At 59.7% G+C, this 26,420-nt stretch carries 27 protein-coding genes; 15 read left to right on the top strand and 12 right to left on the bottom strand.

Features of this window, described 5'->3' with window-relative positions:
* Positions 1-76: 76 nt before the first annotated feature.
* Positions 77-1,204, bottom strand: a complete 1,128-nt coding sequence (gene tgt / locus LC354_RS01830) for a tRNA guanosine(34) transglycosylase Tgt (RefSeq protein WP_223421206.1) — start codon at positions 1,202-1,204, stop codon at positions 77-79.
* 122 nt (positions 1,205-1,326) lie between these two features.
* Between tgt and LC354_RS01825 the strand changes: the two genes are divergently transcribed.
* The 4 genes from LC354_RS01825 to LC354_RS01810 all read left to right on the top strand — a co-directional run bounded on the left by LC354_RS01825 (position 1,327) and on the right by LC354_RS01810 (position 5,455).
* Positions 1,327-2,883: a pentapeptide repeat-containing protein gene (locus tag LC354_RS01825; protein WP_223421129.1), complete on the top strand. Its 1,557-nt coding sequence runs from the start codon at positions 1,327-1,329 to the stop codon at positions 2,881-2,883.
* Entirely contained in the window at positions 2,835-3,350 is a 516-nt protein-coding gene (locus LC354_RS01820) for a pentapeptide repeat-containing protein (RefSeq protein WP_223421128.1), read from the top strand. Before LC354_RS01825 ends, LC354_RS01820 begins: the two co-directional genes overlap by 49 nt.
* Positions 3,351-3,412: 62 nt before the next feature.
* A complete protein-coding gene (gene rimK, locus LC354_RS01815) occupies positions 3,413-4,789 on the top strand; it encodes a 30S ribosomal protein S6--L-glutamate ligase (RefSeq protein WP_223421127.1) in 1,377 nt (458 codons plus the stop codon).
* 69 nt (positions 4,790-4,858) lie between these two features.
* Positions 4,859-5,455: a pyridoxamine 5'-phosphate oxidase family protein gene (locus tag LC354_RS01810; protein ID WP_223421126.1), complete on the top strand. Its 597-nt coding sequence runs from the start codon at positions 4,859-4,861 to the stop codon at positions 5,453-5,455.
* A 99-nt stretch (positions 5,456-5,554) separates the two neighbouring features.
* On the opposite strand, the gene LC354_RS01805 is transcribed toward LC354_RS01810, so the two are convergent.
* On the bottom strand, positions 5,555-6,361 hold the full coding sequence (locus LC354_RS01805) for a hypothetical protein (RefSeq protein WP_223421125.1): 807 nt from the start codon (positions 6,359-6,361) through the stop codon (positions 5,555-5,557).
* A 294-nt stretch (positions 6,362-6,655) separates the two neighbouring features.
* Between LC354_RS01805 and LC354_RS01800 the strand changes: the two genes are divergently transcribed.
* Positions 6,656-7,789, top strand: coding sequence for a carboxylate-amine ligase (locus LC354_RS01800; RefSeq protein ID WP_223421124.1), 1,134 nt, complete (start codon positions 6,656-6,658; stop codon positions 7,787-7,789).
* A gap of 120 nt (positions 7,790-7,909) precedes the next feature.
* On the opposite strand, the gene LC354_RS01795 is transcribed toward LC354_RS01800, so the two are convergent.
* Complete coding sequence (locus tag LC354_RS01795; RefSeq protein ID WP_223421123.1) at positions 7,910-8,494, bottom strand: GNAT family N-acetyltransferase; 585 nt, start codon at positions 8,492-8,494, stop codon at positions 7,910-7,912.
* Positions 8,495-8,870: 376 nt separating this feature from the next.
* Here LC354_RS01795 and LC354_RS01790 point away from each other — a divergent pair, with 376 nt between their 5' ends.
* Positions 8,871-9,422, top strand: a complete 552-nt coding sequence (locus LC354_RS01790) for a GNAT family N-acetyltransferase (RefSeq protein ID WP_223421122.1) — start codon at positions 8,871-8,873, stop codon at positions 9,420-9,422.
* 321 nt (positions 9,423-9,743) lie between these two features.
* Positions 9,744-10,106, top strand: a complete 363-nt coding sequence (locus LC354_RS01785; protein WP_223421121.1) for an SUF system Fe-S cluster assembly protein — start codon at positions 9,744-9,746, stop codon at positions 10,104-10,106.
* 308 nt (positions 10,107-10,414) lie between these two features.
* Here LC354_RS01785 and LC354_RS01780 read toward each other — a convergent pair whose 3' ends face one another.
* On the bottom strand, positions 10,415-10,564 hold the full coding sequence (locus LC354_RS01780; RefSeq protein WP_223421120.1) for a hypothetical protein: 150 nt from the start codon (positions 10,562-10,564) through the stop codon (positions 10,415-10,417).
* A gap of 287 nt (positions 10,565-10,851) precedes the next feature.
* Here LC354_RS01780 and LC354_RS01775 point away from each other — a divergent pair, with 287 nt between their 5' ends.
* From LC354_RS01775 to LC354_RS01765, 3 genes are all read left to right on the top strand, one after another.
* A complete protein-coding gene (locus LC354_RS01775) occupies positions 10,852-11,232 on the top strand; it encodes a HesB/IscA family protein (RefSeq protein WP_223421119.1) in 381 nt (126 codons plus the stop codon).
* Entirely contained in the window at positions 11,195-11,557 is a 363-nt protein-coding gene (locus LC354_RS01770; protein ID WP_223421118.1) for a TfoX/Sxy family protein, read from the top strand. Before LC354_RS01775 ends, LC354_RS01770 begins: the two co-directional genes overlap by 38 nt.
* 128 nt (positions 11,558-11,685) lie before the next feature.
* Positions 11,686-11,919: a hypothetical protein gene (locus LC354_RS01765; RefSeq protein ID WP_223421117.1), complete on the top strand. Its 234-nt coding sequence runs from the start codon at positions 11,686-11,688 to the stop codon at positions 11,917-11,919.
* Between the two features lie 183 nt (positions 11,920-12,102).
* On the opposite strand, the gene LC354_RS01760 is transcribed toward LC354_RS01765, so the two are convergent.
* Positions 12,103-13,005 carry an isopenicillin N synthase family dioxygenase gene (locus LC354_RS01760; RefSeq protein WP_223421116.1) on the bottom strand — a complete coding sequence of 301 codons (903 nt, stop codon included), beginning with the start codon at positions 13,003-13,005 and terminating at the stop codon, positions 12,103-12,105.
* Positions 13,006-13,095: 90 nt separating this feature from the next.
* On the opposite strand from LC354_RS01760, the gene tpiA reads away from it, so the two are divergent.
* Positions 13,096-13,842, top strand: a complete 747-nt coding sequence (gene tpiA, locus LC354_RS01755) for a triose-phosphate isomerase (RefSeq protein ID WP_223421115.1) — start codon at positions 13,096-13,098, stop codon at positions 13,840-13,842.
* Between the two features lie 83 nt (positions 13,843-13,925).
* Here tpiA and LC354_RS01750 read toward each other — a convergent pair whose 3' ends face one another.
* From LC354_RS01750 to LC354_RS01730, 5 genes are all read right to left on the bottom strand, one after another.
* On the bottom strand, positions 13,926-15,467 hold the full coding sequence (locus LC354_RS01750; RefSeq protein ID WP_223421114.1) for a TRAP transporter large permease: 1,542 nt from the start codon (positions 15,465-15,467) through the stop codon (positions 13,926-13,928).
* Positions 15,468-15,470: 3 nt separating this feature from the next.
* Complete coding sequence (locus LC354_RS01745) at positions 15,471-16,160, bottom strand: TRAP transporter small permease (RefSeq protein ID WP_223421113.1); 690 nt, start codon at positions 16,158-16,160, stop codon at positions 15,471-15,473.
* A gap of 113 nt (positions 16,161-16,273) precedes the next feature.
* Entirely contained in the window at positions 16,274-17,275 is a 1,002-nt protein-coding gene (locus tag LC354_RS01740; protein WP_223421112.1) for a DctP family TRAP transporter solute-binding subunit, read from the bottom strand.
* A gap of 246 nt (positions 17,276-17,521) precedes the next feature.
* Positions 17,522-18,751, bottom strand: coding sequence for a sigma-54-dependent transcriptional regulator (locus LC354_RS01735; RefSeq protein ID WP_223421111.1), 1,230 nt, complete (start codon positions 18,749-18,751; stop codon positions 17,522-17,524).
* On the bottom strand, positions 18,748-20,481 hold the full coding sequence (locus LC354_RS01730; RefSeq protein ID WP_223421110.1) for a sensor histidine kinase: 1,734 nt from the start codon (positions 20,479-20,481) through the stop codon (positions 18,748-18,750). Before LC354_RS01730 ends, LC354_RS01735 begins: the two co-directional genes overlap by 4 nt.
* A gap of 74 nt (positions 20,482-20,555) precedes the next feature.
* Here LC354_RS01730 and LC354_RS01725 point away from each other — a divergent pair, with 74 nt between their 5' ends.
* Positions 20,556-21,731, top strand: a complete 1,176-nt coding sequence (locus LC354_RS01725; protein ID WP_223421109.1) for a cytochrome P450 — start codon at positions 20,556-20,558, stop codon at positions 21,729-21,731.
* 45 nt (positions 21,732-21,776) lie between these two features.
* Here the strand turns inward: LC354_RS01725 and LC354_RS01720 are convergent, their stop codons facing one another.
* Together LC354_RS01720 and LC354_RS01715 are read right to left on the bottom strand one after the other, a co-directional pair.
* The gene (locus LC354_RS01720; RefSeq protein WP_223421108.1) at positions 21,777-22,259 is read right to left on the bottom strand and encodes a hypothetical protein; all 483 of its coding nucleotides are present in this window, start codon (positions 22,257-22,259) and stop codon (positions 21,777-21,779) included.
* 144 nt (positions 22,260-22,403) lie between these two features.
* Complete coding sequence (locus tag LC354_RS01715) at positions 22,404-22,871, bottom strand: Lrp/AsnC family transcriptional regulator (RefSeq protein ID WP_223421107.1); 468 nt, start codon at positions 22,869-22,871, stop codon at positions 22,404-22,406.
* Between the two features lie 141 nt (positions 22,872-23,012).
* Between LC354_RS01715 and cysG the strand changes: the two genes are divergently transcribed.
* From cysG to LC354_RS01700, 3 genes are read left to right on the top strand one after another with little or no spacing between them, the layout of a single operon-like run.
* Complete coding sequence (gene cysG / locus LC354_RS01710) at positions 23,013-24,449, top strand: siroheme synthase CysG (protein WP_223421106.1); 1,437 nt, start codon at positions 23,013-23,015, stop codon at positions 24,447-24,449.
* Positions 24,449-24,748, top strand: coding sequence for a DUF2849 domain-containing protein (locus tag LC354_RS01705; RefSeq protein WP_223421105.1), 300 nt, complete (start codon positions 24,449-24,451; stop codon positions 24,746-24,748). The genes cysG and LC354_RS01705 overlap by 1 nt, the downstream gene beginning before the upstream one ends.
* Positions 24,748-26,415 (top strand): nitrite/sulfite reductase, encoded by a 1,668-nt coding sequence (locus LC354_RS01700; RefSeq protein WP_223421104.1) that lies wholly within the window; start codon positions 24,748-24,750, stop codon positions 26,413-26,415. The genes LC354_RS01705 and LC354_RS01700 overlap by 1 nt, the downstream gene beginning before the upstream one ends.
* Positions 26,416-26,420 lie beyond the last annotated feature (5 nt).

Genomic DNA, 26,420 nt, shown 5'->3' with positions numbered 1-26,420 from the left:
CAAAAGGCATCACACACAAAAGGGGACAATAGCCTGCAAATACTTCACAACAGATGGCGGAATACCCTACCTTTTGTCACAAAGGGTCGATATCGCCCTCGGCCCGCCCGGCATGAAACGCCGCCTGCCAGGCCGCGAAGGTGCCCGCCGCAATCGCCGTTCGCATCCCCACCATCAGGTCCTGATAATAGCGCAGGTTGTGCCAGGTCAGCAGCATCGCACTGATGATCTCCTGACTGCGGAACACGTGGTGCAGATAGGCCCGCGAATAGCCGCGACAGGCGGGGCAGTCGCAGTTTTCGTCCAGGGGTCGCGGATCATCCATGTGCCGCGCGTTCTTGATGTTGAGCACCCCGCGCCGGGTAAAGACCTGTCCGGTGCGCCCAGACCGCGACGGCAGTACGCAATCCATCATATCAATGCCGCGCGCCACCGCCCCCACGATGTCATCGGGCTTGCCAACGCCCATCAGGTACCGCGGCTTGTCGGCGGGCAACTGCTCCGGCGCATAATCCAGACAGCCAAACATCGCCTCCTGCCCCTCGCCCACGGCCAGTCCCCCGACGGCATAACCTTCAAAGCCGATCTCGCGCAGCGCCTCGGCGCTCTGACCGCGCAAGTCCTGCTCCAACCCGCCCTGCTGAATGCCAAAAAGCGCATGGCCGGGCCGATCTCCGAACGCCTCACGCGACCGCTTGGCCCACCGCATCGACAACTCCATGCTTTGCGCAAGCCGGTCACGATCCGCAGGCAGCGCGGGGCATTCGTCAAAGCACATCACGATGTCAGAGCCCAGCAGGCGCTGGATCTCCATCGAGCGTTCGGGGGTCAACTCATGCTTTGAGCCGTCGATGTGGCTTTTAAAGGTCACGCCGTTCTCGGTCAGTTTGCGCAGATCGGCCAGGCTCATCACCTGAAAGCCACCACTGTCGGTCAGAATGGGACGATCCCAATTCATGAACTTGTGCAGCCCCCCCAAGGCATCAATCCGCTCGGCGGTCGGACGCAGCATCAGGTGATAGGTGTTGCCCAGCAGGATATCCGCCCCCGTCTCGCGCACGGAACCGGGCAGCATCGCCTTGACGGTGGCCGCCGTACCCACGGGCATGAAGGCCGGCGTGCGGATATCTCCGCGCGGCGTGGAAATGACACCCGTGCGCGCCCGTCCGTCCGTCGCCTTGAGATCAAAGGAAAATCTGCTCATGTCGCCCTCGCGTGCCGCATTTCGCGCCTCCATATCCCCCACCCTGCCCTTTGCCAAGCTCACCGCTTGACGCAAAACGCAACGTGCATTCATAGTCAGGTATTTGAAGACGGTATTTGTTGATGGCAGATCTACCAACCGAAGTCGCCCGCATCAACGCGCTAACGACCAATGCGCGCACCACGTGGTTCGCCCTTCTGGGTGTGCTGGTCTTTGTGGGCATCACGCTGATGGGTGTCGAGCATATCGACTTTTACGGCGTGAACCGCGCCACAAAACTGCCGCTGGTCGATGTCGAGGTGCCTACGCGGCTGTTCTTTATCGCCGCCCCCATCCTGACCTTTGCGATCTACGGGTACTTCCACCTCTACCTGATCCGGCTCTGGGATGCGTTGGGCGCGGCGGATGCCTTTGTCAAACGCACGCCCCTGGGCGATGTAATCACGCCCTGGCTGGTCAGCGATGCCGCGCTGCATCTGCGCAACAAGAAACGCGAGGACCGTTGTACCACGCCCAGATCGCTCGAAGGTGCCGCGATGGTGCTGAATGTGGCGCTGGCCTGGGGCTTTGGTCTGATGATCCTCTTTGCCTTGTGGATGACGTCGATGGCCGCGCGCAGCCCGGACATGAGCTTGGTGGCCGGGCTCATGCTGATTGCGGCAGGTTGGATCGGGCTTGCCTCGTGGCTGGTGATGCGCCGACGCATGCGCGGCTTGAGCGTGACCGACAAACGCCCGCTTTGGGCGTGGGCGGCGCTTGGGCTGGGCGGGGCTGCAGCGATTGTATTCGTGGGGGCCGTCAGCATTGAACGCACCTCGGGGATGCTGGGGTTTTACCCTCGGGCCGCAGCAGCGGAGGCGGCCATCGGCACATGGCTGGCGCGCAACGACCCGCCCGAGGCGGATGACGCCTTCGATTTTCCGGAGAACTTCTGGTCCCTTGGCCTGCTCACGCTCGGCCCGGTCAATCTGGTCGGCGAAGCACTTGTCGAAAAGCCCGACAACTGGCTGCCCCATGATATCGCGCGCAGCGAGTTTCGCCCAAAATGGTGCGAGCGTGAGGCTGTGGACTGCCAGAATATGTCCGCACAGCAAGCCGACGCGTTTCAAGCCGAATGGGTAACCCGCCGCAGCGCACAGATCGACGCCCTTGGCAAACCGGAGGTCAACCACGTCAACCCGACGCAGTACCGGGAAATGAACGCGGACCTGCGGGCGTTTGTCAGGGCGAATGGTTTGGATTTGCGCAAGCTCGACATGAGGGGCGCGTTTTTACCGGGGATGAATCTCGTGGCTGCGGACCTGAATGGGGCAAAACTCGACGGTGCCGTTCTGGAGGGCGCAGATCTCTTCGAGGCTCAGATGCAGCAGGCGAACCTCAGCGCCGCGCAAATGGAGCGGGCGAACCTCAATTCAGCGCAAATGGACGGGGCCATTCTCAATGCGGCGCAGATGGATGGGGCGGACCTGCGCTTCGCGCACGTGAAGGGAGCGAACCTTGTCGACTCGCACCTGACGCGGTCAGACCTGCGCGGCACGCATATGCAAGGAGCGGACCTCAGCTTCGCATCCCTTGTGGCTGCTGACCTGCGCAGCGCGCAAATGGAGGGGCAGACCTCAGCTTTGCGGCTATGGACGGAGCGAACCTCAGCGGTGCGCAAATGCAAGATGTGGACCTGAGCGGCGTGCGATTGGTGGAAACAAACCTCTTTCTCACGCAAATGGAGCGGGCGAACCTGCGCTACTCACGGATATTGGGTTCGACAGAGCGCAACGCCGCCTTGGGCTATGCAAATCTAAGCGCGACCATCAATTACGGTGGCGCGATGAGGTTTGCAAAAATGACCAATGCCCTGTGGGACGACAAGACGGATTTCCGCAACGCCTTCATGGATGCCACCGTCCTCAGGAGTGCAGAGTTTGAGACGCGCATGGGCAATCCCTGCCAATGGGTCGGTGAGGCACTCGATGATCAGGAATTTTTTTCTGTCTGGCACTGGTGGGTCAAAAAGACTGAAGTGCCCAGATTTCTCATGCCGTCCGACCTGCGTAACGTCCCCCTCCCCACCCCCGAACGCCTCGCAGAACTGGGCCTCACCGACTGCGAGCCGGGACAACCTTTTGGCCCCATGCCCACCACCGACTAAGTTGTATCTTCTGTCAGCGATATGTTACGCCGAACCTTCACACAGATCGGGGACATAAGCGCATGGAAAATCTGAACTTTGGCTGGGAAGAATGGATCGGCCTGCCCGAACTGGGCCTGCCCGCGCTCAGGGCCAAGGTCGATACCGGTGCGCGCACCTCTGCGCTGCACGCCCACGACATCGAAGTGTTCGGCCCCGCCGCCAAGCCCAAGGTGCGCTTCAACGTGCATCCCATCAGCGGGCAGGATCAAGTCTCCATCACCTGTTCCGCCCCGATCCTTGACCGGCGCGAAGTCACGTCTTCCAATGGTGAAGCCGAGTTGCGCTATGTGATCGAGACAAGGCTCGAGGTCGCGGGCCAGTCCTGGCCGATCGAAATCACGCTGACCAACCGGTCATCGATGGCAAGCCGTATGCTTCTGGGCCGCCAGGCGCTCAGCGAGCACATCACCATCACCGCGTCGGAAAAACGGCTTCAGCCGGACCTGAGCTACGACGTCTACCATTCCTCCGCCATGCGCAAGGTTGCCCCCAGCCGCGCGCTGCGCATCGCCGTGCTGAGCCGCGAAAACAACTATTCCACGCGCCGCCTGGTCGAGGTGGGAGAATCGCGCGGCCACACCGTCGAGGTGATCGACACCACCCGCTGCTATATGGCGATCAACGCTATGGCGCCCGAAGTACATTATGACGGCAAGCGCCTGCCCCGCTATGACGCGGTCATCCCGCGCATCGGAGCCTCCGTCACTGCCTATGGCACCGCCGTGATCCGCCAGTTCGAGACCACGGGCACCTATTGTGTCAACGGTTCCGCCGGAATCACCGCCAGCCGCGACAAGCTGCATGCGCATCAAATCCTCGCCTCCAAGAAAATCGGGATGCCGACCACGGCCTTTGCCGCCTCGCCCCGCGACACCGCGAACATTCTGGGTCTGGTCGGGTCCGCCCCCGTCATCGTGAAACTGCTGGAAAGCACGCAAGGCAAGGGCGTCGTGCTGGCGGAAACCAAGAAGGCTGCTGAATCCGTGATCGACGCGTTTCGCGGATTGCGCGCCAACTTTCTGGTGCAGGATTTCGTCAAAGAAGCGGCCGGCGAAGACATTCGCTGTCTGGTGATTGACGGCAAGGTCGTGGCGTCGATGAAACGCACCGGGGCGGAGGGCGATTTCCGCTCCAATCTGCACCGGGGCGGATCGGCCAAATCGGTCCGCATCACCAAGGAGGAACGCGACGCCGCCGTGCGCGCGGCGCGTGCCTTTGGGCTGGGGAAATCCGGCGTCGACCTGCTGCGCTCCGAAACCGGGCCGAAGGTGCTGGAGGTGAACTCCTCGCCGGGGTTCGAGGGGATCGAAGGTGCCACCGGCAAGGACATCGTCGGCATGGTCTATGACATGATCGAAACACGCGTAAAGGCAAAGCCGACCCGGAAGCGTCGCTAGCACTTCGTCCGGCGCCGCCGACAGCCATATTCACCGGCCAAAGTCCGAGACGTAAAGGGGACAGGAACAATGACACCGGAAAAACTGCGCGAGATCTATGGCACACCATCCGCCATCCCTGCGACGAAGGTGATTTCAAAATTTGACCGTCATTGCAGGCAGTTCATCGCGAACTCCACTTTTCTCGTTCTGGCAACATCCGATGGTCAAAGCCTCGACGTATCGCCCAAGGGCGATCCCGCCGGGTTCGTCGAGGTCGAGACCGATACCACCCTGCTGATCCCGGACCGCCCCGGCAACAACCGCATCGACGGCTTGTTGAACATCTTGTCCAATCCGCAGGTTGCGTTGCTTTTCATGATTCCGGCAGTCGATGAAACCCTGCGCGTGAACGGCGTGGCTGAAATCAGCGACGACCCGACGCTGTGTGATCGCTTTGCCGTCAAGGGTCGCAGCCCCAAGACCGTGTTGCGCGTCACCGCCGAAGAAATCTTTACCCACTGCGGCAAAGCACCCTTGCGGGCCGGATTGTGGCGGCCAAAGACATGGGCGCCGGACCGGCCGGTTGCGTCCCTATACGAAATGCTTCGGGATCACACGGATGCCCCGATACCATCGACCGAGCAGGCCGCCGTCGATGACCTGTACCGCAAGACGCTGTATTGACGCCTCCGCATCGCAGGGCCAGCGATGGCATACGGCGCCGTCGGGCGCGTGACGGTGAGGAAAGCCTGCGGCGCGATCACCTTCGTTTGAGATGATCTTTCACGCCTGATGCGCCACGTTTTGCGCCACCGATGCAGGGACCAGCGACAGTTTTCGCACCCCGGCACGCGGGGCACGTTTGCCGCCGACGGCACCAAAGAACGGTGCGAATACGGTGACAGCCTTGGACAGGCACATCTCCAGCGTGTCCATGGACAAGTCTGCGGTCTTCAGAGACAGCGCAATACTGACGGGGCCCTCCGTCCCGGACGTTTCATCGGTCATATTGCGCTGCTTGTCTTTCATATCGGCCACACTGGGTGTCGGGGAGCCCGGCGGGCAGGATGGGCAAAGCGACCATGCGCGCGGAGCAATGTCAGTCGCGCTGATATGACCGGCACTTGCGCGCTCTTGTTTGAGCGCACGGAAGACCCGCGGCGCGCCCTTGCGGAACCGCTTCCACACATCCTGGCGCAGCTTTTCAGAGGCGAACCCGGGCACGAACACTCCCATGTTCACAATCCCCGGCGTGAATTCAAAAAACAGGACCGCGCCATTCTCCCCCGACGCGTCCGCATCGCGTTGTGCAATCTCGAGCCAAAAGCGCTCGGGCGATTTGCGCAGGCGCGTCGTCTGGGTGATCATCGGCAAAACCCGGCTGTTCAACGTGGCCTGCGCCCCGATCGCCGCGATCAGCCGTGCCCCCACCCGCTCAACAGCGGCAAAACCTTGGCGGATGCTGTGACGATCGGACGGGCGGAGGGTGTCTGCGTCGCGGTATTGCACATCCCACACGGCATCGATCAGCCTCAGATCGACGTCTGCAATGGCGGTCTTGATCGTTAGATTGTCTGCGATTTGGGTCATTGTCACGCTCGTCTGCCAAGGATCGTTAACCAATTCACCATAATTCAGGGCATCCGTCAGACAGAAATGAGGCAAAACCGTGACGGCCTAAAAACTGTGTTGATCGCGTCACAGCCGCTTTTTTCAAAAAAGAGCAGCCATATTGCGCCGTCGCACCCCGATTCCTCGGCCAAGAGGATGATTGATTTCCCTTCGAAGAGGTCAGTAAGTTGGATCAAGAGCGCGCAAAGACATTTACCAAAACAGCGCAAATAATAACTGCGATCTCCGCGTCGCCCCGACATGAGGCCCGTCATGAGCGAAACCGCCCCCACCTTCACACTCGGCATCGAAGAAGAATACCTGATCGTGGATGCCGAAACGCTTGATCTGGTCCCCGCTCCCGACGGGCTGATGCAACACTGCATCGATCAGTTGGGGGAAAAGGTCAGCCCCGAATTCCTGCAATGCCAGATCGAAGTGGGCACGGGCGTGTGTCACACCGTGGCGGACGCGCGGGCGGACCTCACGCACCTGCGCCGCACCGTCAAGGCCGCCTGCAACGCGCACGGGCTGGAGCCCATCGCCGTCTCGACGCACCCTTTCGCCAAATGGCACCAGCAGGTGTTCACGGACAAGGAACGCTATCGCAACCTGGAAAAGGATCTGGGCGGGGTCGCACGGCGCATGCTGATCTGCGGCATGCACGTGCATGTGGGGATCGAGGACGAAGACATGCGCATCGACCTGATGAACCAGTTTTCATATTTCCTGCCCCATCTTCTGGCGCTGTCCACCTCTTCGCCGTTCTGGGAAGGCGGCGATACCAGCCTGAACTCCTACCGGCTGAGTGTGTTCGACAACCTGCCCCGCACCGGCATCCCGCCCCTGTTCAACAGCTTTGGCGAATATGATCGCTCGATCAAGACCATCATCAAATCCGGCATCATCGAGGACGGGTCCAAGATCTGGTGGGATCTGCGCCCGTCCGCCAAGTTTCCAACCGTCGAATCGCGCATCTGCGATATCTGCCCCCGCCTGAACCACACCGTCGCGCTGGCGGCCCTGACGCAGAGCCTTTTTCATATGCTCTATACCTTGCGCCGCGAAAACAAACGCTGGCGGCAATATGACCGGTTCCTGATCGAGGAAAACCGCTGGCGGGCGCAACGCTATGGCATCACCGAAGGGCTGATCGATTTCGGAATCGGTCAGATCGTCCCTTTCAGCACCTTGCTTCAGGAACTGATCGACCTTGTCACGCCCCATGCCGCTGCGCTGGGATGTCTGGCCGAGGTTCAAAGTGCTGCGGCCATTCTGGAAGACGGCACGAGCGCCACGCGCCAGGTGTCAGTCCTGCGCGAGGCCCGCGACGGCGGCGCAAGCGAGGAAGACGCACTGAAAAACGTCGTGCGCTCCCTAATCACGGATTTCAGCGCCGACTTGTAGGCTGCGGATCGCGAGAACTGCCTGAACGGGCAATGCGGTTGATCCCGATACCAACAGTGGCTCAGACCCGGCAGTGCGGATGAACCGGGCTTTCCCTTTTCCTGCTTGTCGTTTTTCTTCCTAGGCACTGGCCCTCTTTGCCGGTCTCACCATCGTGATGACCTTTGGGTGACCGCCGACATCTATTGTATAGTGCGGTCTAAAGCCAAACCTCTCGTAGAACGGTACATTCTCTGGCTTTGTCGATTCGAGATAAGCGATGGTTCCATCCCGATCGCACATAGTTAATCCATGCGTCATCAATGCCGCACCTATGCCCTGCTTCTTCATAAACGGATCAACACCCATCAGCGGCAAGAACCAATGAGGCTCTGATGGGTGCGCGCGATCAAATTCAGCATAAACATCAAAGAGTTCAGCCTTCGCGTCCGGCGCAACACTGCGCTCCAAAAGCGCATCAAGCGCCTTTTCGTCAGGATGTATATCCGGTGGGACCCAAAGTGCTGCACCACGATCACTGCAAATATGGGCACCGCCACAGTCCACGCCCTTCTCGCCATAAATTCGCACGTATTCCGGGAAAAATTCGAGATACTGGGATGTATTTGGGTAGAGATACCGGCACACGGGATCGTCAATAAAGCAATGTGTCATCAGCCTGATAGCGGCTTCGAATTGATCAGGACTTGCGGCGACGACGTTCATTTTGATCTGCTCTTCAGCATTTCTTTGATGTTTCCCTTATCCTCTACCATCTGCCAATGCGATCAATCAAGTTTCGTTCCCGCCGGATTTGAATACGTTCAAAGAAAACGCTTCACTTGGCAAGTCGACAGCGCGGACGAAGGCGCGTTTTTTACGTATTCAGCCAGACTCTCTGACGTTCGAGTGGTCGGCAACCTGAAACACCATGGTCAGAACGTGGATGTGGCGATTTTTATGCGTCTAAGTTAGCGTCCGAGACCGAAAAAATGAGAAATCAACCTCATACCGCTGGACAATGCCGCAATGCAGCATAAGTACAGCGTGGGAGGTTAACACAGCGACTAAAAACGCTGACTCAACCGTGATGCCCGATTTCATGAAAACTGAAGTAACCCATATCAGACCCGACATAAGGCGATTGTTGCAATCCGACCAACCCGACCTCGTCGACTTCTTTAACAGAACGGACCTGCAAACACGTCGCCTCAGATTTTGTTCCCAAGTGAGCGATGATTACGTCACGAGTTACGCTGAAGGTTTGGTGTCTTCCGATAGCGTGGCCTATGGAGCATTTACCGATCAGGCGTTGAGGGGCATATCCGAATTGCGCATTCTTCCGGGCAGTTGGCCCCGCACTGCGGAAATTGCCCTGATGGTTGAACCTGATTGGCAAGAAAGAGGCATCGGCGATGCGCTTTTCGACCGTGTTCTCACCGCAGCACAGAACCGTAACATCAAATCGATTTACATGCTCTGTCTGAGAGAAAACAAACGCATGCAGCACCTGGCGAAAAAGCATGACGCAATTCTGCAATTCGACATTGGCGAGGTGGAAGCAGCACTGACCCCGCCTTGGCCAACGCCTATGTCGCTCTTTTATGAGATGTTCACTGAAACGCGCGACTATCTGCAGTTGATTTCCCGATAGCTCGGCATTGGTACGTTAGGGCTCAGACCGGACATCCCAATGTGTGTCAGTAGACCCCAGAGCCATGTTGTGCTGACTGTACGACAGCGCACATGTCACCGTGGCGCAATGCCGCCCTGCTCTCAAACACCCCTCGTCAGTGCACGTTATTTGAACGCAGGCCCCAATGGACGATGCAGCGCCTCCGTTTGAAAGCAACAGGCGCAGTTCTCCCAACCGCGCCTGATCGCGTATGCACTCTGGTGCCGACCTTATGAGCGCCCCCTTTACCACACCCCGCCCTATCCCTATATAAAGACTCAGGAACAGAGCGAGGGGCCGATGAACCAACCCAATGACATGCTTGAAGGAACGCCGCTGATTGCGCCGTCCTCCACCGATCACCCGCTGCACGAGGCCGTGGTAGAGGCGTGCCGCTCCGTCTATGACCCTGAAATCCCGGTGAATATCTTTGAGCTGGGGTTGATCTACACGATCGACATCTCCGAAGAGAACGAGGTCAAGATCATCATGAGCCTGACAGCCCCCGGCTGTCCCGTGGCGGGCGAGATGCCCGGCTGGGTCGCCGACGCGGTCGAACCTTTGCCCGGTGTCAAACAAGTAGACGTCGAACTTGTCTGGGAACCGCCGTGGGGCATGGAGATGATGTCGGATGAGGCGCGTCTTGAATTGGGCTTCATGTAAGCAATCCTAGTCGTGTTGACCGATCCACAGCCTGTCGCAAAACAGTCACGTCTGCGTTTGAAAACCGTAATATCGTTGTGGCAATCATACACACGCCGATATGCGCCTTGTTGTCTGATGTCCCCATTTGCGTTGCGAGTGCAGGCATACCGGCACTGTCCACGCCTCAGGGCCGCCGCATTGTCCGGCGGCCCTCTTTTTTGAGATGTATTTTAGGCAACGTGGTCTCGCCGCGCATAAAAGCCAGATGCCGTCGCACGGATCGCTCCGCACGACATCCATTCAGGGCGCGGCGTCAGGTAAGCGGCTTACTTTGGAAACAGGAGCGTCACGACAAAACGAACATTCCAATCCGGTCCACCGTCTGGTGCATCGACGCAATAGCGGTATCCGGCCTGAAGGCTGACAGGCTGTTCCCCAAACTTGCCCAGCTTACTGATGCCGATGTTGATCGGCACAGTCCACTCCTCGCTTTCCCAGTCATAGGTCGGTTCGGTGTTTAACGAATATGTCCACCCGTCCGGTGTCGTGTAGGTCAGAAATGGCTGCAGGAACGTCTTGTTGACTTTTTTGCGATCCGATGGCGCATCGAAGCCTCAGATATGGTTGAAAAGCCCAGTATGCCTTTTGAAAGCCGTCGGCTTGACGTTCACGCCGACCCTGCAAACATGTCACGCACCCCCCCCTCTTGCAGCGCGCGGCGCAAAGCCCTACCTTAACAGTCAGATAACCTGAGGTGCATTCCATGTTCTCGATACCCGGCAAACAGGCCGTCAGCATCACCGACCGTGCCGCAGCACACATTTCCAGACTGATGGCCAAGGACGGACATCAGGGGTTGCGCATCGGCGTGAAAAAAGGCGGCTGTGCGGGTATGGAATACACCATGGAATATGTGGACGTCGCGGACCCCAACGATGAAACTGTCGAACAGGACGGCGCGCGTGTCATGATCGCCCCCATGGCACAGATGTTTCTTTTCGGAACAGAAATCGACTACGAAACATCGCTGCTCGAATCCGGGTTCAAATTCAACAACCCAAACGTGTCCGATGCCTGTGGCTGCGGCGAATCGATCAGCTTCAAGGGTGTCGACGAACTGGCCGCCGATCAAAACGCCTCCTGAAGTGGCCCTGTCGAACGAAGAGATCGCACATGCGCGCGACCTTTTCGACGCGCTGGGGGAACTGACGACGCGCAAGATGTTTGGCGGGCTGGGGATTTACCACCGCGGCGTAATCTTTGCGGTGATGTTGTCGGATGGGAGGATCATGCTCAAAGGTCAGGGCGAAATGCAGGACCGGTTTGATGCTCTCGGGATGAAACGCTGGACCTCCGTCCGCCCCGGCAAATCCCCCACCGCCATGCCCTATTGGACCCTCCCCGACAGCGCGCAGGACGACGCAGAAGAAGCCGTCGCACTGGCCCGCGCAGCACTGGCCTGTCTATAAACACCAGTCCAACACATCCGCCGATTTGTCGCGGCCATCGCACCGTCTGCGATGCGGACAAGGCGACAATTGCAATCGGTTTTAAATCCACTAGTTTTCGCGAAAATTTAGCGTTCAAAGGTCATATCGTGGAAAACAGAAGACTCACATCGCTGTTCGAAATCTCGGGTTCCGTTCTTGCGATGGCTTATGCACTGCTGATCGCGTCCAATACGGGCAACGAATTGATTGGCTTTACCCTGCTGCTGGTTTCGTCGGCGTTGTTCGCCGCCTGGGCACTCATCGACAAACGATGGACCTTCCTTTTACTCCAGGGCTTCTATGCAACTTCAGCCGTGATCGGTTTGATCCGTTGGGCTTAGGTTCCGCCCTGACTATCTGAGACGCGAAGCGGACATATGCGTCGAACACGCCCAAAAACCGAAAAATTGCGCGCCGCGTCCGCGACGTCCGGGAACAAACATGAGGGCATTGGACGGTCCGAACCGCGCCGTGATCGTCGTCCCCGCCTCAGTTGCGCCGTCTATCATGCTCGGCGCCCACGCTCACGAACCACCCTGCAAATGCACGTAGGTGGCCCGGAAACGCGCGGAAAGGTGATCGCCCGCCAACATCACCGGCGCTCCAGCCGGTGCGATATTGGTGTCGTACGTTGGGTTAAAGAACATCGGTACCGAAATGCGCTCTGCGGTCCCCCCGACAACCCGGTGCGGCGTGGCGGTGACACGGCCACCGGTCCAGAACTCCAGCATTTCGCCAAAATTGATCACGAATTCCCCCGGCGGTGCGCTGACCGGAATCCAGCCGCCACCGCGTTTGCGCACCTCCAACCCCGGTGATCCATCGGTGGCCAACAGTGTCAGACAGCCGTAATCCGTATGTGTCGCAATGCCGAAATCCTTTGCCCCCGCCCATGTCGGACGGGCGGGATAAAAATTGCCCCGCAGCAAGGCCATCGGCGTTTCAAAAGCCCCTTCGAACCGCGCATCGTCCATGCCAAGCGCTGCTGATATGGCCGAAAGCAGGCTCTTTGAAATTGCCAGCGCATCATCGTAATAGGCTGAAATAACCCGCTTGAACTCAGGGTCTTCAGGCCAGAGGTTCGGCGCATAGAACACCTTTCCCGCCAGCGGATGCCCGTCGTGCAACTGAAAGCCCACGTCAAAGAACTGTTTGTAATCGGGATTGGCATCCGGATCGACCTGCTCGGATCCCGGCGCACCCCATCCCCGGTTCGATCCGGTCTGCGCCATATCCAGCTGGCGCTTTTGCGCTGCGCTGCGGTGAAAGAACGTGCGGTAGGTTTCAATCACCTCCGTCACGCGCGCGGCACTCAGGGCAGTGTTGTGCACCGTCGCAAACCCTGCCCCCGTGGCAGCATCGCGCAACGCGTCAAGGCTTGACGCATCCCGTGCCACCAGTTTTTGTGCATCCAGCCGTGGGATCATAGCCACCTCCATACGCGATTGGCGCCAGCACTAGCCGAGGCGCCGCACGGGTGCTAGGACCAACGGGATATAATTTTAGAGGTAAGCGACATGCGGCGCAAACTGGCAGCAGGCAATTGGAAAATGAACGGCGATAGTGGGCTATTGGACGAACTGGGGACCCTGGCAACCAGCCAAACCGCCCAAGCCCCTCAAATCGTGATCTGCCCGCCCCACACACTGCTGACCCTTGCGTCATTCAGGGCACAAGGCAGCCCCGTCGAAATCGGTGGCCAGGACTGCCACGCGGAGACCAAAGGCGCTTATACCGGTGACATCGCTGCGTCGATGATCGCCAATACCGGCGCCACACACGTGATCGTCGGCCACTCCGAACGGCGCGATGGCCACAACGAGAGCAACGAGATGGTCCGCGCCAAGGTACAAGCCGCATGGGCTGCCGGGCTCAATGCCATCTTGTGCATCGGCGAAAGCGAAGCGGAACGTGCTGGTGACGCCACCCTTGAGATTATCGCGGCACAGCTTCAGGCGTCCCTGCCCGACGATGCCACCGCCGCCAATACTGTGGTCGCTTATGAACCCATCTGGGCCATCGGCACCGGCAAGGTTCCCACGTTGGATCAGATCGTTGAAACCCACGATATGTTGCGGGCCGAACTGATCGATCGTCTGGGCGTAGAAGGTGCGCAAATCCGGCTGCTCTATGGGGGTTCGGTCAAACCTGCCAACGCCGCAGAGATCTTTCAGGCACAAAACGTGGACGGCGCGCTCGTCGGTGGTGCATCGCTCAAGGCGACAGATTTTCAGCCCATCATCGACGCCCTCGCGGAATCCTGATCTTCTTTCGGCCTTAAATATCCCGGGGGGCGCCGCACCGCGGCGGGGGGGCAGAGCCCCCCAACCGCACCCGGCGACCGGCTCTATCTTATGATCACCTCGGGGCCCATCATCATCGTCGGCAACCAGGTCGAAATGATCGGGATATAGGTCACCATAATCAAAAAGACGAAAAGTACGGCGGTGAAGGGCAACGCTGCGCGCACCACCGACATCATCGGCATGTTGGCCACGCCCGACGTCACGAACAGGTTCAGCCCTACAGGTGGCGTGATCATCCCGATCTCCATGTTCACCACCATGATGATGCCAAGGTGAATGGGATCGATCCCCAGCTCGATCGCGATCGGGAACACCAGTGGCGCCACGATCACCAACAAGCCCGACGGCTCCATGAACTGACCACCGATCAGCAAGATCACGTTAACGATGATCAGGAACACGATCGGCCCGAAGCCCGCATCCAGCATCGCGCCCGCGATTTGCTGCGGGATCTGCTCATCGGTCAGAACGTGCTTCAGGATCAACGCATTGGCAATGATGAACATCAGCGTAACGGTCAGCTTGCCCGCCTCGAAGAACGCGTTTTTTGTGTCCTTGTGCACCAATGCCAGCGGCATCCGGGCAAAGTCACTTACAATGCCGACAGGGTTCAGGGGCAGGCCCCGCATGAGCCGCTCGGCCACGGCGACCCCCGCCGCCGCGACAAAGCCGATCAGCGTCGCCGTAGTCAGCGCAACGCTGCCCCCCGTGATCAACCACAGCATGATCCCGAAAAACAGGCCAAGCATCAGGGTGATTCCGGTAAAGTTCCCGGCCTTTGGCGGGTAATGGGCAAAAACGCCCATATCCCGATAGATGAAGCTGGCGATGAGAAAGGCATAGACCGCCGCGACGGCCGCCGCTTCGGTGGGAGTAAATATCCCGCCATAGATCCCACCAAGGATGATGATGATCAGGAACAATCCACCGGAAGCCGTACCGGCGGCTGATGCCACCTCGCCCCAGCCTTGCCATTCTCCCTTTGGCAGGTTTCTGACACGTGCGATGATATAGATGGTCGTCATCAACATCATCCCGGCCAGCAAGCCTGGAATGACGCCGGCAAGGAACATCCTGCCCACGGACACATCGGTGGCGGATGCATAGACCACCATGACGATGGAGGGGGGGATCAGAATGCCCAATGTACCTGCGTTGGCGATGACGCCTGCGGCAAAGTCCTTGGTATACCCAACCTGACGCATGCCCGCGATCACGATGGATCCGATGGCCACCACCGTCGCCGGGGACGATCCCGACAGGGCCGCGAACATCATACAGGCAAACACGCCCGCAATCGCCAGACCGCCTGGAAAGTGCCCCACCAGGGCAATGGAGAAACGAATGATCCGTTTCGCGACACCACCTGTCGACATGAAGGTCGACGCCAGAACAAAAAACGGGATCGCCAGCAAGGTATAGTGCCCGGCCATAGCCTGAAACAACGTCTGCGCAATCGACGCAAGCGAGGTATCACTGAGAAACAGCAGAAAGATGATGGACGACATGCCAAGGCTCACCGCGATCGGAACACCGATCAGCATCAAGCCCACGACCATGATAAAAAGAATTGCAACTTCCATGGCTTATGCGCCCTCATTCATGTGTTTGACGGCTTCGACCTCGTCTTCAGCTTCGTGGCTGACGATCAGGCTGGTGGCTTCTCCACGGATCAGGCGCATCGTGGCCTGAGCAAAACGAAACAGCAGCAGGGCCATGCCAAAGGGCAGGATTGAATAGGGAATGAAACGGGGGATTTTCTCGTAATCTTCCCCCTCATTCATGATCGGCTGGATCCAGCGCAACCACTCGGGGAACGGAATATCGATGGTCTCGTACCAGCCGCGATAGGATGAGCGGCGCATCTCTTCGAACCCGGTGGGAAACCATTTGCCCGTGGTCTGCGGCAGGTTGGCAAAATTCGCCCAGTAATCCCACGCCCCCTTGAGCAGCAGGAACGCATAGGCGAGGCAGACGGTGGCCGCGATCAGAGCCAGTACTTTGCGCACCGGTGGCGAAAACAGGTTGATCACCGCGTCCACGCCCAGATGGGCAGTGATCTTGACGGCATAGCTCACCCCGAACAGGACCAGCCAGGCAAACAGAAATGTCACCGCCTCAAGGCCCCAGACAAGACCCGTGTTGTACCCATAACGGAGCACCACGTTGATGAAGGTGATAATCGTCATTCCCGCCAGCAGGAGCGCGATCATGGTCTCTTCGATTTCGTTGACGATACGGCCCAAGGTGCTTTTTGGCTGTGCGTGATGCGCCATAAGCTGCCCCTTTCAGATGTACGGAGAAAATGCGGTGTACGAGGTGTGCAACGCTGAAGGGTTCGGGTTGCGCACCGGAACGGGCCGGAGCGCAACACCATGACGTCGTCAGATCAGAAGCCTGCGTTGATCGCCTGTGCGGCGTCAATGTTGTCCTGACCCACGTCGTCCTTGAACTCGTCCCAGACGGGGTTCATGACGGCGACCCACTCGGCGCGCTGTGCTTCGTCCAGCTCGCGCACCACGCCACCCGCAGAGACGATGGCCGCTTTGGCTTCGTCGTTCACCCGTGTCGACTCGGCGTTCCGGGCCGTTGTGACTTCGTCCAGAATGGTCGCAAGCTGATCACGCGTGTCATCCTCCAGGCTGTCCCAAAAATCGGTTGAGGTCACGACAAGATAGTCGATGATGCCGTGATTGGTCTCGGTCACGCCGTCCTGAACTTCAAAGAACTTCTGGCCGTAGATGTTCGACCACGTGTTTTCCTGACCATCGACAACGCCGGTTTGCAGGGCGCCGTAAACTTCGGAGAACGCCATGGGCTGCGGCGATCCACCGATGGCGGCCATCTGCGCCTTGAGCACGTCCGAGTTCTGGACCCGGAATTTGAGGCCGTTGGCATCCGTCGGGCTGATCAGCGGGACATTGGCGGACATTTGCTTCATGCCATTGTGCCAGAACGCAAGTCCCAGCAATCCACGGCGCGTCATCGACTCTTTCATCGCCTGCCCGGTTTCCGAGGTCTGGAATGCGTCGACTGCGTCGATGTTCTTGAACATGAAGGGCAGATCGAAGATCCGGAACTTCTTGGTAAATTGCTCGAATTTCGACAGTGATGGTGCGGCCAACTGCACGTCGCCTTGCAGCAGGGCTTCGAGAACCTGATCGTCATTGTACAGCGTCGACTGTGGGAACACTTCCATGCAGGCTGTGCCGTTCATTTCATCATTCACCCGTTGCTGCAGCAAGGACGCTGCAATGCCTTTGGGGTGCTTGTCGGTATTTGTCACGTGGCTGAACTTGATGACGATTTCGCCGTCATCACAGGCGGCGGCAACAGCGCCCGCACTTACGGTCAAGGCCAATGCCGTGGCGGCAGCGGTCATAAATTTCATGGTATCTCCTCCCAGAGAGTTTAAGGGCTTTGCATCCGCCGCTCCGTAACAGGCAGCGTCACCGTATAGAGACCAAGCCGTGCAACCTGACCCAAGCACTAAAGTTATCAGATTCTAGAGTCCTGAATTTATACTTTATTACATGTACTTGCAGGTTGTTCTTAAGGAATGCGCCACATCGCTTGACTTTCAAAGTGCGGAAATCCACACACGACACAGAAGCTGTGTGCGAAATTCCGCACAGTGTTAGCGCCGATAGTCTTCGGCGCGAATCCCGTAGCGTGTCAGCTTGTCATAAAACGTCTTGCGTGGCAGTTTCAGTGCTTTGGCCGCATCGCTCGCATGCCCGTTTTGACGCCCCAATGCGGCGATCAACAGGGATCGTTCGACCCGCGCCAATTGCTCTGCCAGCCCCAGATCGACCTCATGTGTGACCTCTTCGGGCATGCCAAGCACAAAGCGCATGGCCGCACTCATCAGGGATCGTGCATTTCCGGGCCAGTCCTGTGCCATGAGCGCAGCCATGTGATCGGGGGCCAGTTCAGGCGCTGACAGCCCGGCCTGTTCCGCAGCCTGCGCGACATAGTGACGAAACAGCACCGGAATGTCTTCGGGCCGCTCGCTCAGCGACGGCACGCGCACGGGCATCACGTCAAGTCGGTAGTAGAGATCCGCGTTCAATGCGCCCTGCTCTGCCGCGGCCGCCAAATCGCGCGTGCTGCCTGCAATCAGGCGCGCGGCGCATCCCGCCTCCAGCGCCTCCAGCAACGCCAGTTGCGCCGCGGCGGGCAGGCCCGCGACCTCGTCCAGAAATAGACTGCCGCCCTTTGCGCTCTCCAACGCATGCGCCAGATCGTCCGCGCCCAGATCGGCGGCCGCCCGTTTCACGAACGGGGCCTTGGAGCGCAGCGAGGACAGGTGAATGACTTCGGCCACTTTCGAGATTCCCGTGCCCGGCGCACCGGTGACCAGCACTTCGGTCTCCAGCGGTGCCACCCGCCTCACCCGCGCCCGCAGCCCATCGGCCAATTCCGATTGCCCGAACAACATCCGGGCAGCGGGATCACCGCTTTCGACCAACGCCCGCAGGCGGCGGTTTTCCAAAACCAGTGTGCGGGTTTTCAAAGCCCGCTCTAGAACGGCCAGCAAATCATTGCGCGCACAGGGTTTTTCCAGAAACCCAAAAGCCCCCTCGCGCATCGCACGGACGGCCATCGGGATATCTCCCTCTCCCGTCAGCAGAATCACCGGCAGGTCCGCATCGATCTTGCGGGCATGCGCCAGCAAATGAAACCCGTCGCGCCCCGGCATCCGAATATCCGACAGGATGACGCCCTCGAAATCTTCGGCGATGTGGTCCTTGGCCACCACGAAAGAACCCGCGCTGATCGGCTCGAGATCCGCCAACTCAAGCGTCTGGGACAGCGCATCGCGCACGGCGGCATCATCATCCACAACCAGAAACTTGATCGTCACGCCGCGACCTCCTCAGCCCAAGGCTGCAATTCCACTATGAATTCCGCGCCGTCGGGCCCGTTGCCGATGCGGATTTCGCCGCCAAAACTCTGAACGATTCCATAGGAAATGGACAGGCCCAGGCCCATACCCTCGGATGCGCCCACTTCCTTGGTGGAATAAAACGGGTCAAAGACGCGATCGGCAACTTCGACCCCTGGGCCGGTATCGCGCACCGTGGCGACACCAGCTGCGATCTCGATCGTCAGCACGCGCACGTCGCGGCCAGACATCGCGTCGACCGCGTTGGTGATCAGGTTGACAAAGACCTGTCCCAGACGCACCTCGCCCCCTGAAACCCATATTTCCTTGTCCGGCGGATCAAACACCAGCGTCACCGCCTCTTGCCTCCGCCGCGGTGCGGTCAACTCCAACGCACTGTTGATGACAGCGACCAGATCCACCCGGACCGCCGGCGCGCTTTCCTGACGCGAAAAGGCCCGCAGGTTCTTGATGATTCGCCCCATGCGCCGCGCCATGTCCGAAATGCGGCCCAGATTGTCGCCCACCCGCTCGGTCTTGTTCCGCTCCAGAAATTGCACGGCGTTTTCGGCATAGGTCTGGATGGCCATCAGCGGTTGGTTCAACTCGTGGCTCAGGCCGGCACTCATCTGACCGAGCGCGCTAAGCTTGCCGGCCTGCACCAGATCGGCCTGTGCGCGCGCCAGTGCGGCCTGTGCTTCTTCGCGTTCTTCCGCCTCACGGCGCAACTGTCTGTTGGTGTCCAGCAATTCAGCCGTCCGTTCCGCCACCCGCGCCTCTAGCAATGCGTTGGCTTGCGCCAAAGTACGCCGCCGCTCAGTCGCCAGAAACAACAACGCGCCAAAGGCAAGGCACAGGCCCGCAACGGCGGCCGCCTGCAACCCTGCCAGACGACGCGCGGGGGCCACATCGATCAACGCTTCGCCCCGCATTCCGATCACGGGCAGATTCCGACTGATATGCAGCGCGTTGCGCGGCAGATACGGGCCCCATCCCATTTGCCACACCTCGTGCCGCCCCAGATTGTAGCTGTCAAAAGGCAGGGGCTGCCCGTCTGTCGGGGTCAGGCCCGGTGCGTTTTCGGGGCGCTGCCAAAACACGATTTCGGAGCGGTTGGTGATGAACACCCGGTCCGAAGCATCGGTAAAGAATACCGCCGGGTTGGACCCGACCCAGTCCCACTCGATGCTCGACAAATCGGCAAACACCACAACGGCCCCGCGCACTGTCGTCAATGCGTCAAAAACCGGAGCCGCGTAGGCGAACACGCGCGTGCCGGTTGTGGTTTGCCCGCTGCCCCATCCCAGCGCGCCCTGCATGGCCCGTTCGACCAGCGGACTGATATCAACGCCGCTTGTCGTGCCGCGCGCCTCCGCCATCAGAACCCCATCTGCATTGGTCAGCAGGATTTCCGCGGCGGCGGTCTTGTCCGCGATTTCCAGAAAAAGCGCTTCGGCGGCCGCGACGTCCTCACCTGCCAATACCGCCCCGATCTGCGGATGATCAGCCACCAGAACGGCCAGTTCCCGGTAGCGCTGCAACTGACCCTTGAGCCGGTCACTGGCCAACGCGAGGTCCGACGCCCCCTGCCGGTCCAACTGATCCAGCGCCTGAAAATAGCCATAGCGCCACACACCGCCCGCCACAGCGGCGACCAGTGTTAGAAACGCCAGCACGCCCGCCAGCCGTCTGATGACCCCATCACTCATAAATGTAACCTATCTTGACCGCCCCGCCGTTGGCCAGTCTTGCCAAGCACCGCCGGGCCTGAGACACAGCGCCTATGCTGATCCAGTCGCCCCATGCCCCCGATTTCATACAGGACCCATATTCCGTCTATGACCGTGCCCGTGCGGACGGCCCGGTCCTGTTCTGGAAGGACTATGGCATGCTCGCCGCCTTTGACCACGCCTCGGTGCACCGCCTGTTGCGCGACAAACGACTGGGACGCGCGATGCCAGAAGCCAAACGTGGCCCCGTTCCGGGTCATCTGACGGCCTTCGACGCCGTAGAGCGGCATTCACTGCTGGAACTTGAGGCGCCGGAGCACACGCGCTTGCGTCGACTGGTCTTGCACGCCTTCACATCGCGCCGGATCGCCGGGCTGACCGGTGACATTCACGAGATTTGCGCAAATTTGCTGGATGCGCTGCCCCGCGGCGAGGTGGATCTGATCCCGACCTATTGCCAACACGTCCCCGTGCGCGTGATCGCGCGCCTCCTGGGTGTGCCCGAAGAGATGGGGCCGGACCTGCTGCGCTGGTCGAGCGCGATGGTGGCGATGTATCAGGCGGGCCGCACCCGCGCCATCGAGGACGCCGCCAATCAGGCGGCTACCGAATTCACCGATTTTTTGCGTGGGTATATCGAACAGCGCCGCAATGATCCGCGCGACGATCTGATTACCGAACTGATCGCCGCCGAAGAAGACGGCACCAGACTGTCCCGCGAGGAAATGATCGGCACCTGCATTCTTTTGCTGAACGCGGGCCATGAGGCCACGGTTCACAGCCTCGGGAACGCCGTAAAATGCCTGATCGAGACCGGGTCGGTGGAGGCGCTGGCCCCGGACCAGATTGCAGGCACGATCGAAGAACTGCTGCGTTTCGATCCACCGCTGCACATGTTCACACGCTACGCCTATGACGCGGTTGAAGTCGGCGGCCACGTGATGCAGCCCGGCGACGAGATCGCGCTGATGCTGGGGGCTGCCGGACGGGACCCCGCAATTTATGACGATCCGCATAGGTTCGATCCGGCTCGCAAAGCCCCCGCACACCTCGCCTTTGGCGGCGGTCTACATTTTTGCGTGGGCGCGCCCCTGGCCCGACTGGAAATGCAGATCGCCCTGCCCGCCCTGTTCGAGCACGCCCCGAACCTGCGGATCAGCCAGGCTCCGCACTATGCAAACAGCTATCACTTTCACAAATTGGATCATTTGATGGTGACAGCGCGCTAAATCATACCGGAGCTTCAGCGCGGGCTGTTCGGGCTTTGGTGTATTCTAACGCCGTTTCCCAGCCAAAACATGCGCCAAGCCGACCAAAGCCAACCATATCGGCAAAAGAATGGGCCATCCGATGATAGCCAGCGGTAATACGAACGCGCCCGCAGCAATCGCAAGGATGTCACTGGCCTGAAACCCATCAGACAGAAGATCCGGTGCGAGACCAAAAGCGCTTCCGATGATGCCTGCACAGGTCGTTGCCAGGAAACCGCCAACAAAGGCAAGCAGCCATCCAAAAATGCCCGATTTGCCGAACCAGCCCGCCAGGATGTAACCGGCAAGTGCGCCACCCAGCCCCATTGCAAAAGCATAGCGCACGATCAATCCAACGGGGAGGTTAGTCCAATCGGCGGTGGCGAATTCACCAATGTCTTCGAAAATCATCGCAAGAAACAAAGCGAGGCTGGCCAGTGCCAGTACGACCGCAACCACCCTCTTGCGCGCAGCTTTGTTCACGTTTTGCGTCTGTTGCTGTGTCATGGACGCACACGTTACGCAAAACTATTGGGCCGAAGCAAGCCTGATGATATTTTCCGCGCCCGTTCAGAATTCCGGCGGACGGAACACAGGCCGACTTCAGCCGTGCGAGGCCGGACTTGAACGCAATGCAGCCGCCAACACCGATCAAATCTCCAACGGCAGCATCGTCGTCGATTTGATCTCTTCCATCGACAACAGCGCCGTCACGTTGTGCACCCGCACCTCCGAGATCAGCGCCTGGTAGAACGCATCATAGGCGCGCGCGTTGCGGACCCGCACTTTCAGGATGTAGTCGATATCGCCCGCCAGACGGTGCGCCTCTTGTACCTCGGCGCGATCTTGCAGCGCTTTCAGAAAGCGTGCCTGCCAGTCTGCATCATGTTCCGATGTGCGGATCAGAACAAAAAAGCACGCCTCGAACCCGAGTGCCTCCGCATCGAGGAAAACGGTCTGCTGGCGGATGACGCCAGCCTCTTTCAATTTGCGAATCCGGTTCCAGACCGGCGTTTTGGATGAGCCCACAGCGCGGGCGATATCGTCCAGCGACTGGCTGGCATCGCGCTGCATCTCGGCCAGAATTTTGCGATCCACCCCATCAATGCGAACAGCCATTCCATTCCACTCCTGTTTTGCGAACAAACGCTCTAAACTGACATCGAACCAGAACACACGTCCTTATATGCGTGAGGTACTGGCGGATATCCAGAACAATTTCCTATATTGAGCACAAGCTACAGCGATCAGAGGCCCGTCATGAACCACTTCCCAATCTTCCTCAACACCGCAGGCCGCCGGATCGTGCTGTCGGGTGGCGGCGATGCGGCACAGGCCAAGCTGCGCTTGCTGATGAAAACCACGGCCAATCTGACCGTCATTGCGCCTGATGCGGATGCCCAAATCAAGGCCTGGGCAAACGCCGGGAAACTGACCCTGATCGAACGCACGATGGAACCCGGCGATACGCTCTGCGCCGCCCTGTTCTATGCCGCCGACGAAGACGCTGCCGAGGACAAGCGCACCGCCGCCATCGCCCATGCCGACGGCGCGCTGGTCAATATCGTGGATAATCTGGCCGACAGCCAGTTCATCACCCCCGCCATCGTGGATCGTGACCCTGTCACAATCGCCATCGGCACCGAAGGGGCCGCCCCTGTGCTGGCCCGCGCCATCAAGGCCGACCTCGAAGAAAAGCTGCCCACGGGGCTCGGCACCCTTGCGGCCATCGGCAAGGCGTTTCGCAAGGCTGCGGACGCGCTGCCCTTCGGCCGCCCGCGCCGTGACTTCTGGCGCGACTACTATTTCAACGCGGGCCCAAGGGCGATGGCGGACGGCGTCGAAGCCATACAACCCGCCCTCGACGCACTCCTGTCGGATCACCTGATGCGCGACACGCGTCAGGGTCATGTCGCCTTCGTCGGCGCGGGTCCCGGCGATCCTGAATTGCTGACGCTCAAGGCACGCAAGGCACTGGATGAGGCGGATGTCGTGATCTACGACCGCTTGATTTCGCCCGAGATACTCGAACTGGCCCGCCGCGAGGCCACGATGATCGATGTCGGCAAAGAGGCGTTCGGTCCGTCCACGCCCCAAGACGTGATCAACGCCCTGATCGTCGAACATGGGTTGAAAGGCGCACAGGTGGTGCGGCTCAAGTCCGGCGACGCCACCGTCTTTGGCCGCCTCGACGAAGAGATCGACGCCGTCACGGATGCAAATATCAGCTGGAACATCGTGCCCGGCATTACATCCGCTTCCGCCGCCGTCGCCTCGATCGGGCAATCGCTGACCAAGCGGGGCCGCAATTCCTCCGTCCGCTTTCTGACCGGTCACGACATGAAAGGCTTTGCCGATCATGACTGGAAAGCGCTGGCCCAAACCGGCGAAGTCGCCGCGATCTATATGGGCAAGAAATCCGCGCGTTTCATTCAGGGCCGCCTGCTGATGCACGGGATCGATCCAGCCACACCCGTCACCGTGATCGAAAACGCCTCGCGCCGCGATCAACGGGTGCTGAGCACGACCGTCTCCGACATGGAGCCGACGATTTCAAACGCAGGTCTGGACGGCCCGGCCCTGACTTTCATCGGCCTCGCCCCGCGCGCCGCGCAAAACGCGCTGTCCGGCCTGCCACCCCATACGCAACCCATGCACCCTGTCGCTCAATCCGACACCGCACGAAAGGTTCTGTGATGCCCAAACCCTTCACACCCAAAGTCGTCACTGCCAACCACCTGCTGCAAGGCGACGTGATCTATCAGACCGCCGCCGGTTGGACACGCCGCCTGCAGGACGCCGAGGTTCTGACCGATGAGGCGGATGCGGACCTGCGGCTCATCGATGCCATACAGCAACGGGATGTCGTCGTCGGGGCCTACCTCGCCGAGATCACCCTGCAGGACGGCCTGCCGACACCCACGCATTTTCGCGAAGATTTTCGCGCAACAGGCCCATCGAACTACGCCCACGGCAAACAAGTGGAGTTGCACTGATGTATAGCTATTCCGAATTCGACACCGACTTCCTCGCCGCGCGCAACGCCCAGTTTCGTACCCAAGTCGAACGCCGCATCGCAGGCAGCCTGACCGAGGATGAATTCAAACCCCTGCGCCTCATGAACGGTCTTTATCTGCAATTGCACGCCTACATGCTGCGCGTCGCCATCCCCTACGGCACGCTGAACGGGGCCAAGATGCGCAAACTCGCCGAGATCGCTGAACGGTGGGACAAGGGCTACGGCCATTTCACCACGCGCCAGAACATCCAGTTCAACTGGCCCGCGCTCAAGGACGTGCCCGACATGTTGGACGCGCTGGCCGAGGTCGGCATGCACGCCATCCAGACGTCCGGGAACACCATCCGCAACGTGACGGCCGATCACTTTTCCGGTGCCGCCGCGGACGAGATCGCGGACCCGCGGCCCGTTGCCGAGCTTTTGCGCCAATGGTCTACGGATCATCCCGAATTCCAGTTCATGCCCCGCAAGTTCAAGATCGCGATCACAGGCTCGCCCAACGACCGCGCCGTGACCAAGGCACATGACATCGGCCTGCGGATGCTGGAACGCGACGGTGCGCGTGGTTTTGAAGTCATCGTCGGCGGTGGCCTCGGGCGCACACCAATGATCGGCAAGGTTATCAATGACTTCTTGCCCGAAGCGGATCTGCTGCCCTATCTCGAGGCCATCGTCTCGGTTTGGAACCAGATCGGTCGGCGCGATAACAAGTACAAGGCGCGGATCAAGATCACCGTGCACGAACACGGCATCGATGAAATCCGCCGCCTGGTGGACGCACGCTTTGTCAAAACCCGTGCCGCTTTCACCGGCGTGGATCAGCAAATGCTGCGCGAAATCGAGGGCCACTTTGCCCCGCCTAGCTTTAAAGCCACATCCGAAGCGCGTTTCAAAGACGCCTATCACAGCGATCCGGTGTTCCGGTCATGGGCCGACACCAACCTGACCGCCCACAAGGCTCCGGGCTACAAGATCGTGTCCATCTCCTTGAAAAAGCACGGCGCGACACCGGGCGATGCGTCCTCTGACCAAATGCGGCTGATGGCCGATCTGGCCGAAGAGTTCGGCCACGACCAATTGCGGATCAGCCATGAACAGAACGTGATTCTGCCCCATGTGCACATCTCAGACCTGCCAGCGCTGCATGCACGGCTCAAATCCGCAGAACTGGCCACTGCCAATATCGGCCTGATCAGTGACATCATCGCCTGCCCCGGTATGGACTATTGCGCGCTGGCCACTGCCCGCTCGATCCCGATCGCCCAGCAGATTGCCAACCGCTTTGACGATATCAAGCGTGAACACGATATCGGCCAACTAAAGATCAAAATCTCGGGCTGCATCAACGCTTGCGGGCATCACCATGTGGGCCATATCGGCATCCTCGGCCTCGACCGGGCTGGGGTCGAATCCTACCAGATCACACTGGGCGGCGATCACACCGAAACGGCCGCCGTCGGCGACCGCGCAGGCCCCGGCTTTTCCGCAGACGACATCATTCCCGCAATCGAACGGATCGTCGACGCCTATCTTGATTTGCGCACCAACGAAGATGAGCCATTCCTCGACACCTACAGGCGCACCGGCATGGCCCCATTCAAAGCGGCCCTCTATCCCGAATCCAAAGCCGTCGCAGCGGAATAGATCCC

It is taken from the genome of Tateyamaria pelophila (genome assembly GCF_019966495.1).
In the GTDB taxonomy this organism is placed as follows: Bacteria; Pseudomonadota; Alphaproteobacteria; order Rhodobacterales; family Rhodobacteraceae; genus Tateyamaria; species Tateyamaria pelophila.
Note: the sequence above shows the minus strand (reverse complement) of the source record. Positions and strands in the feature narration are given on the sequence as shown.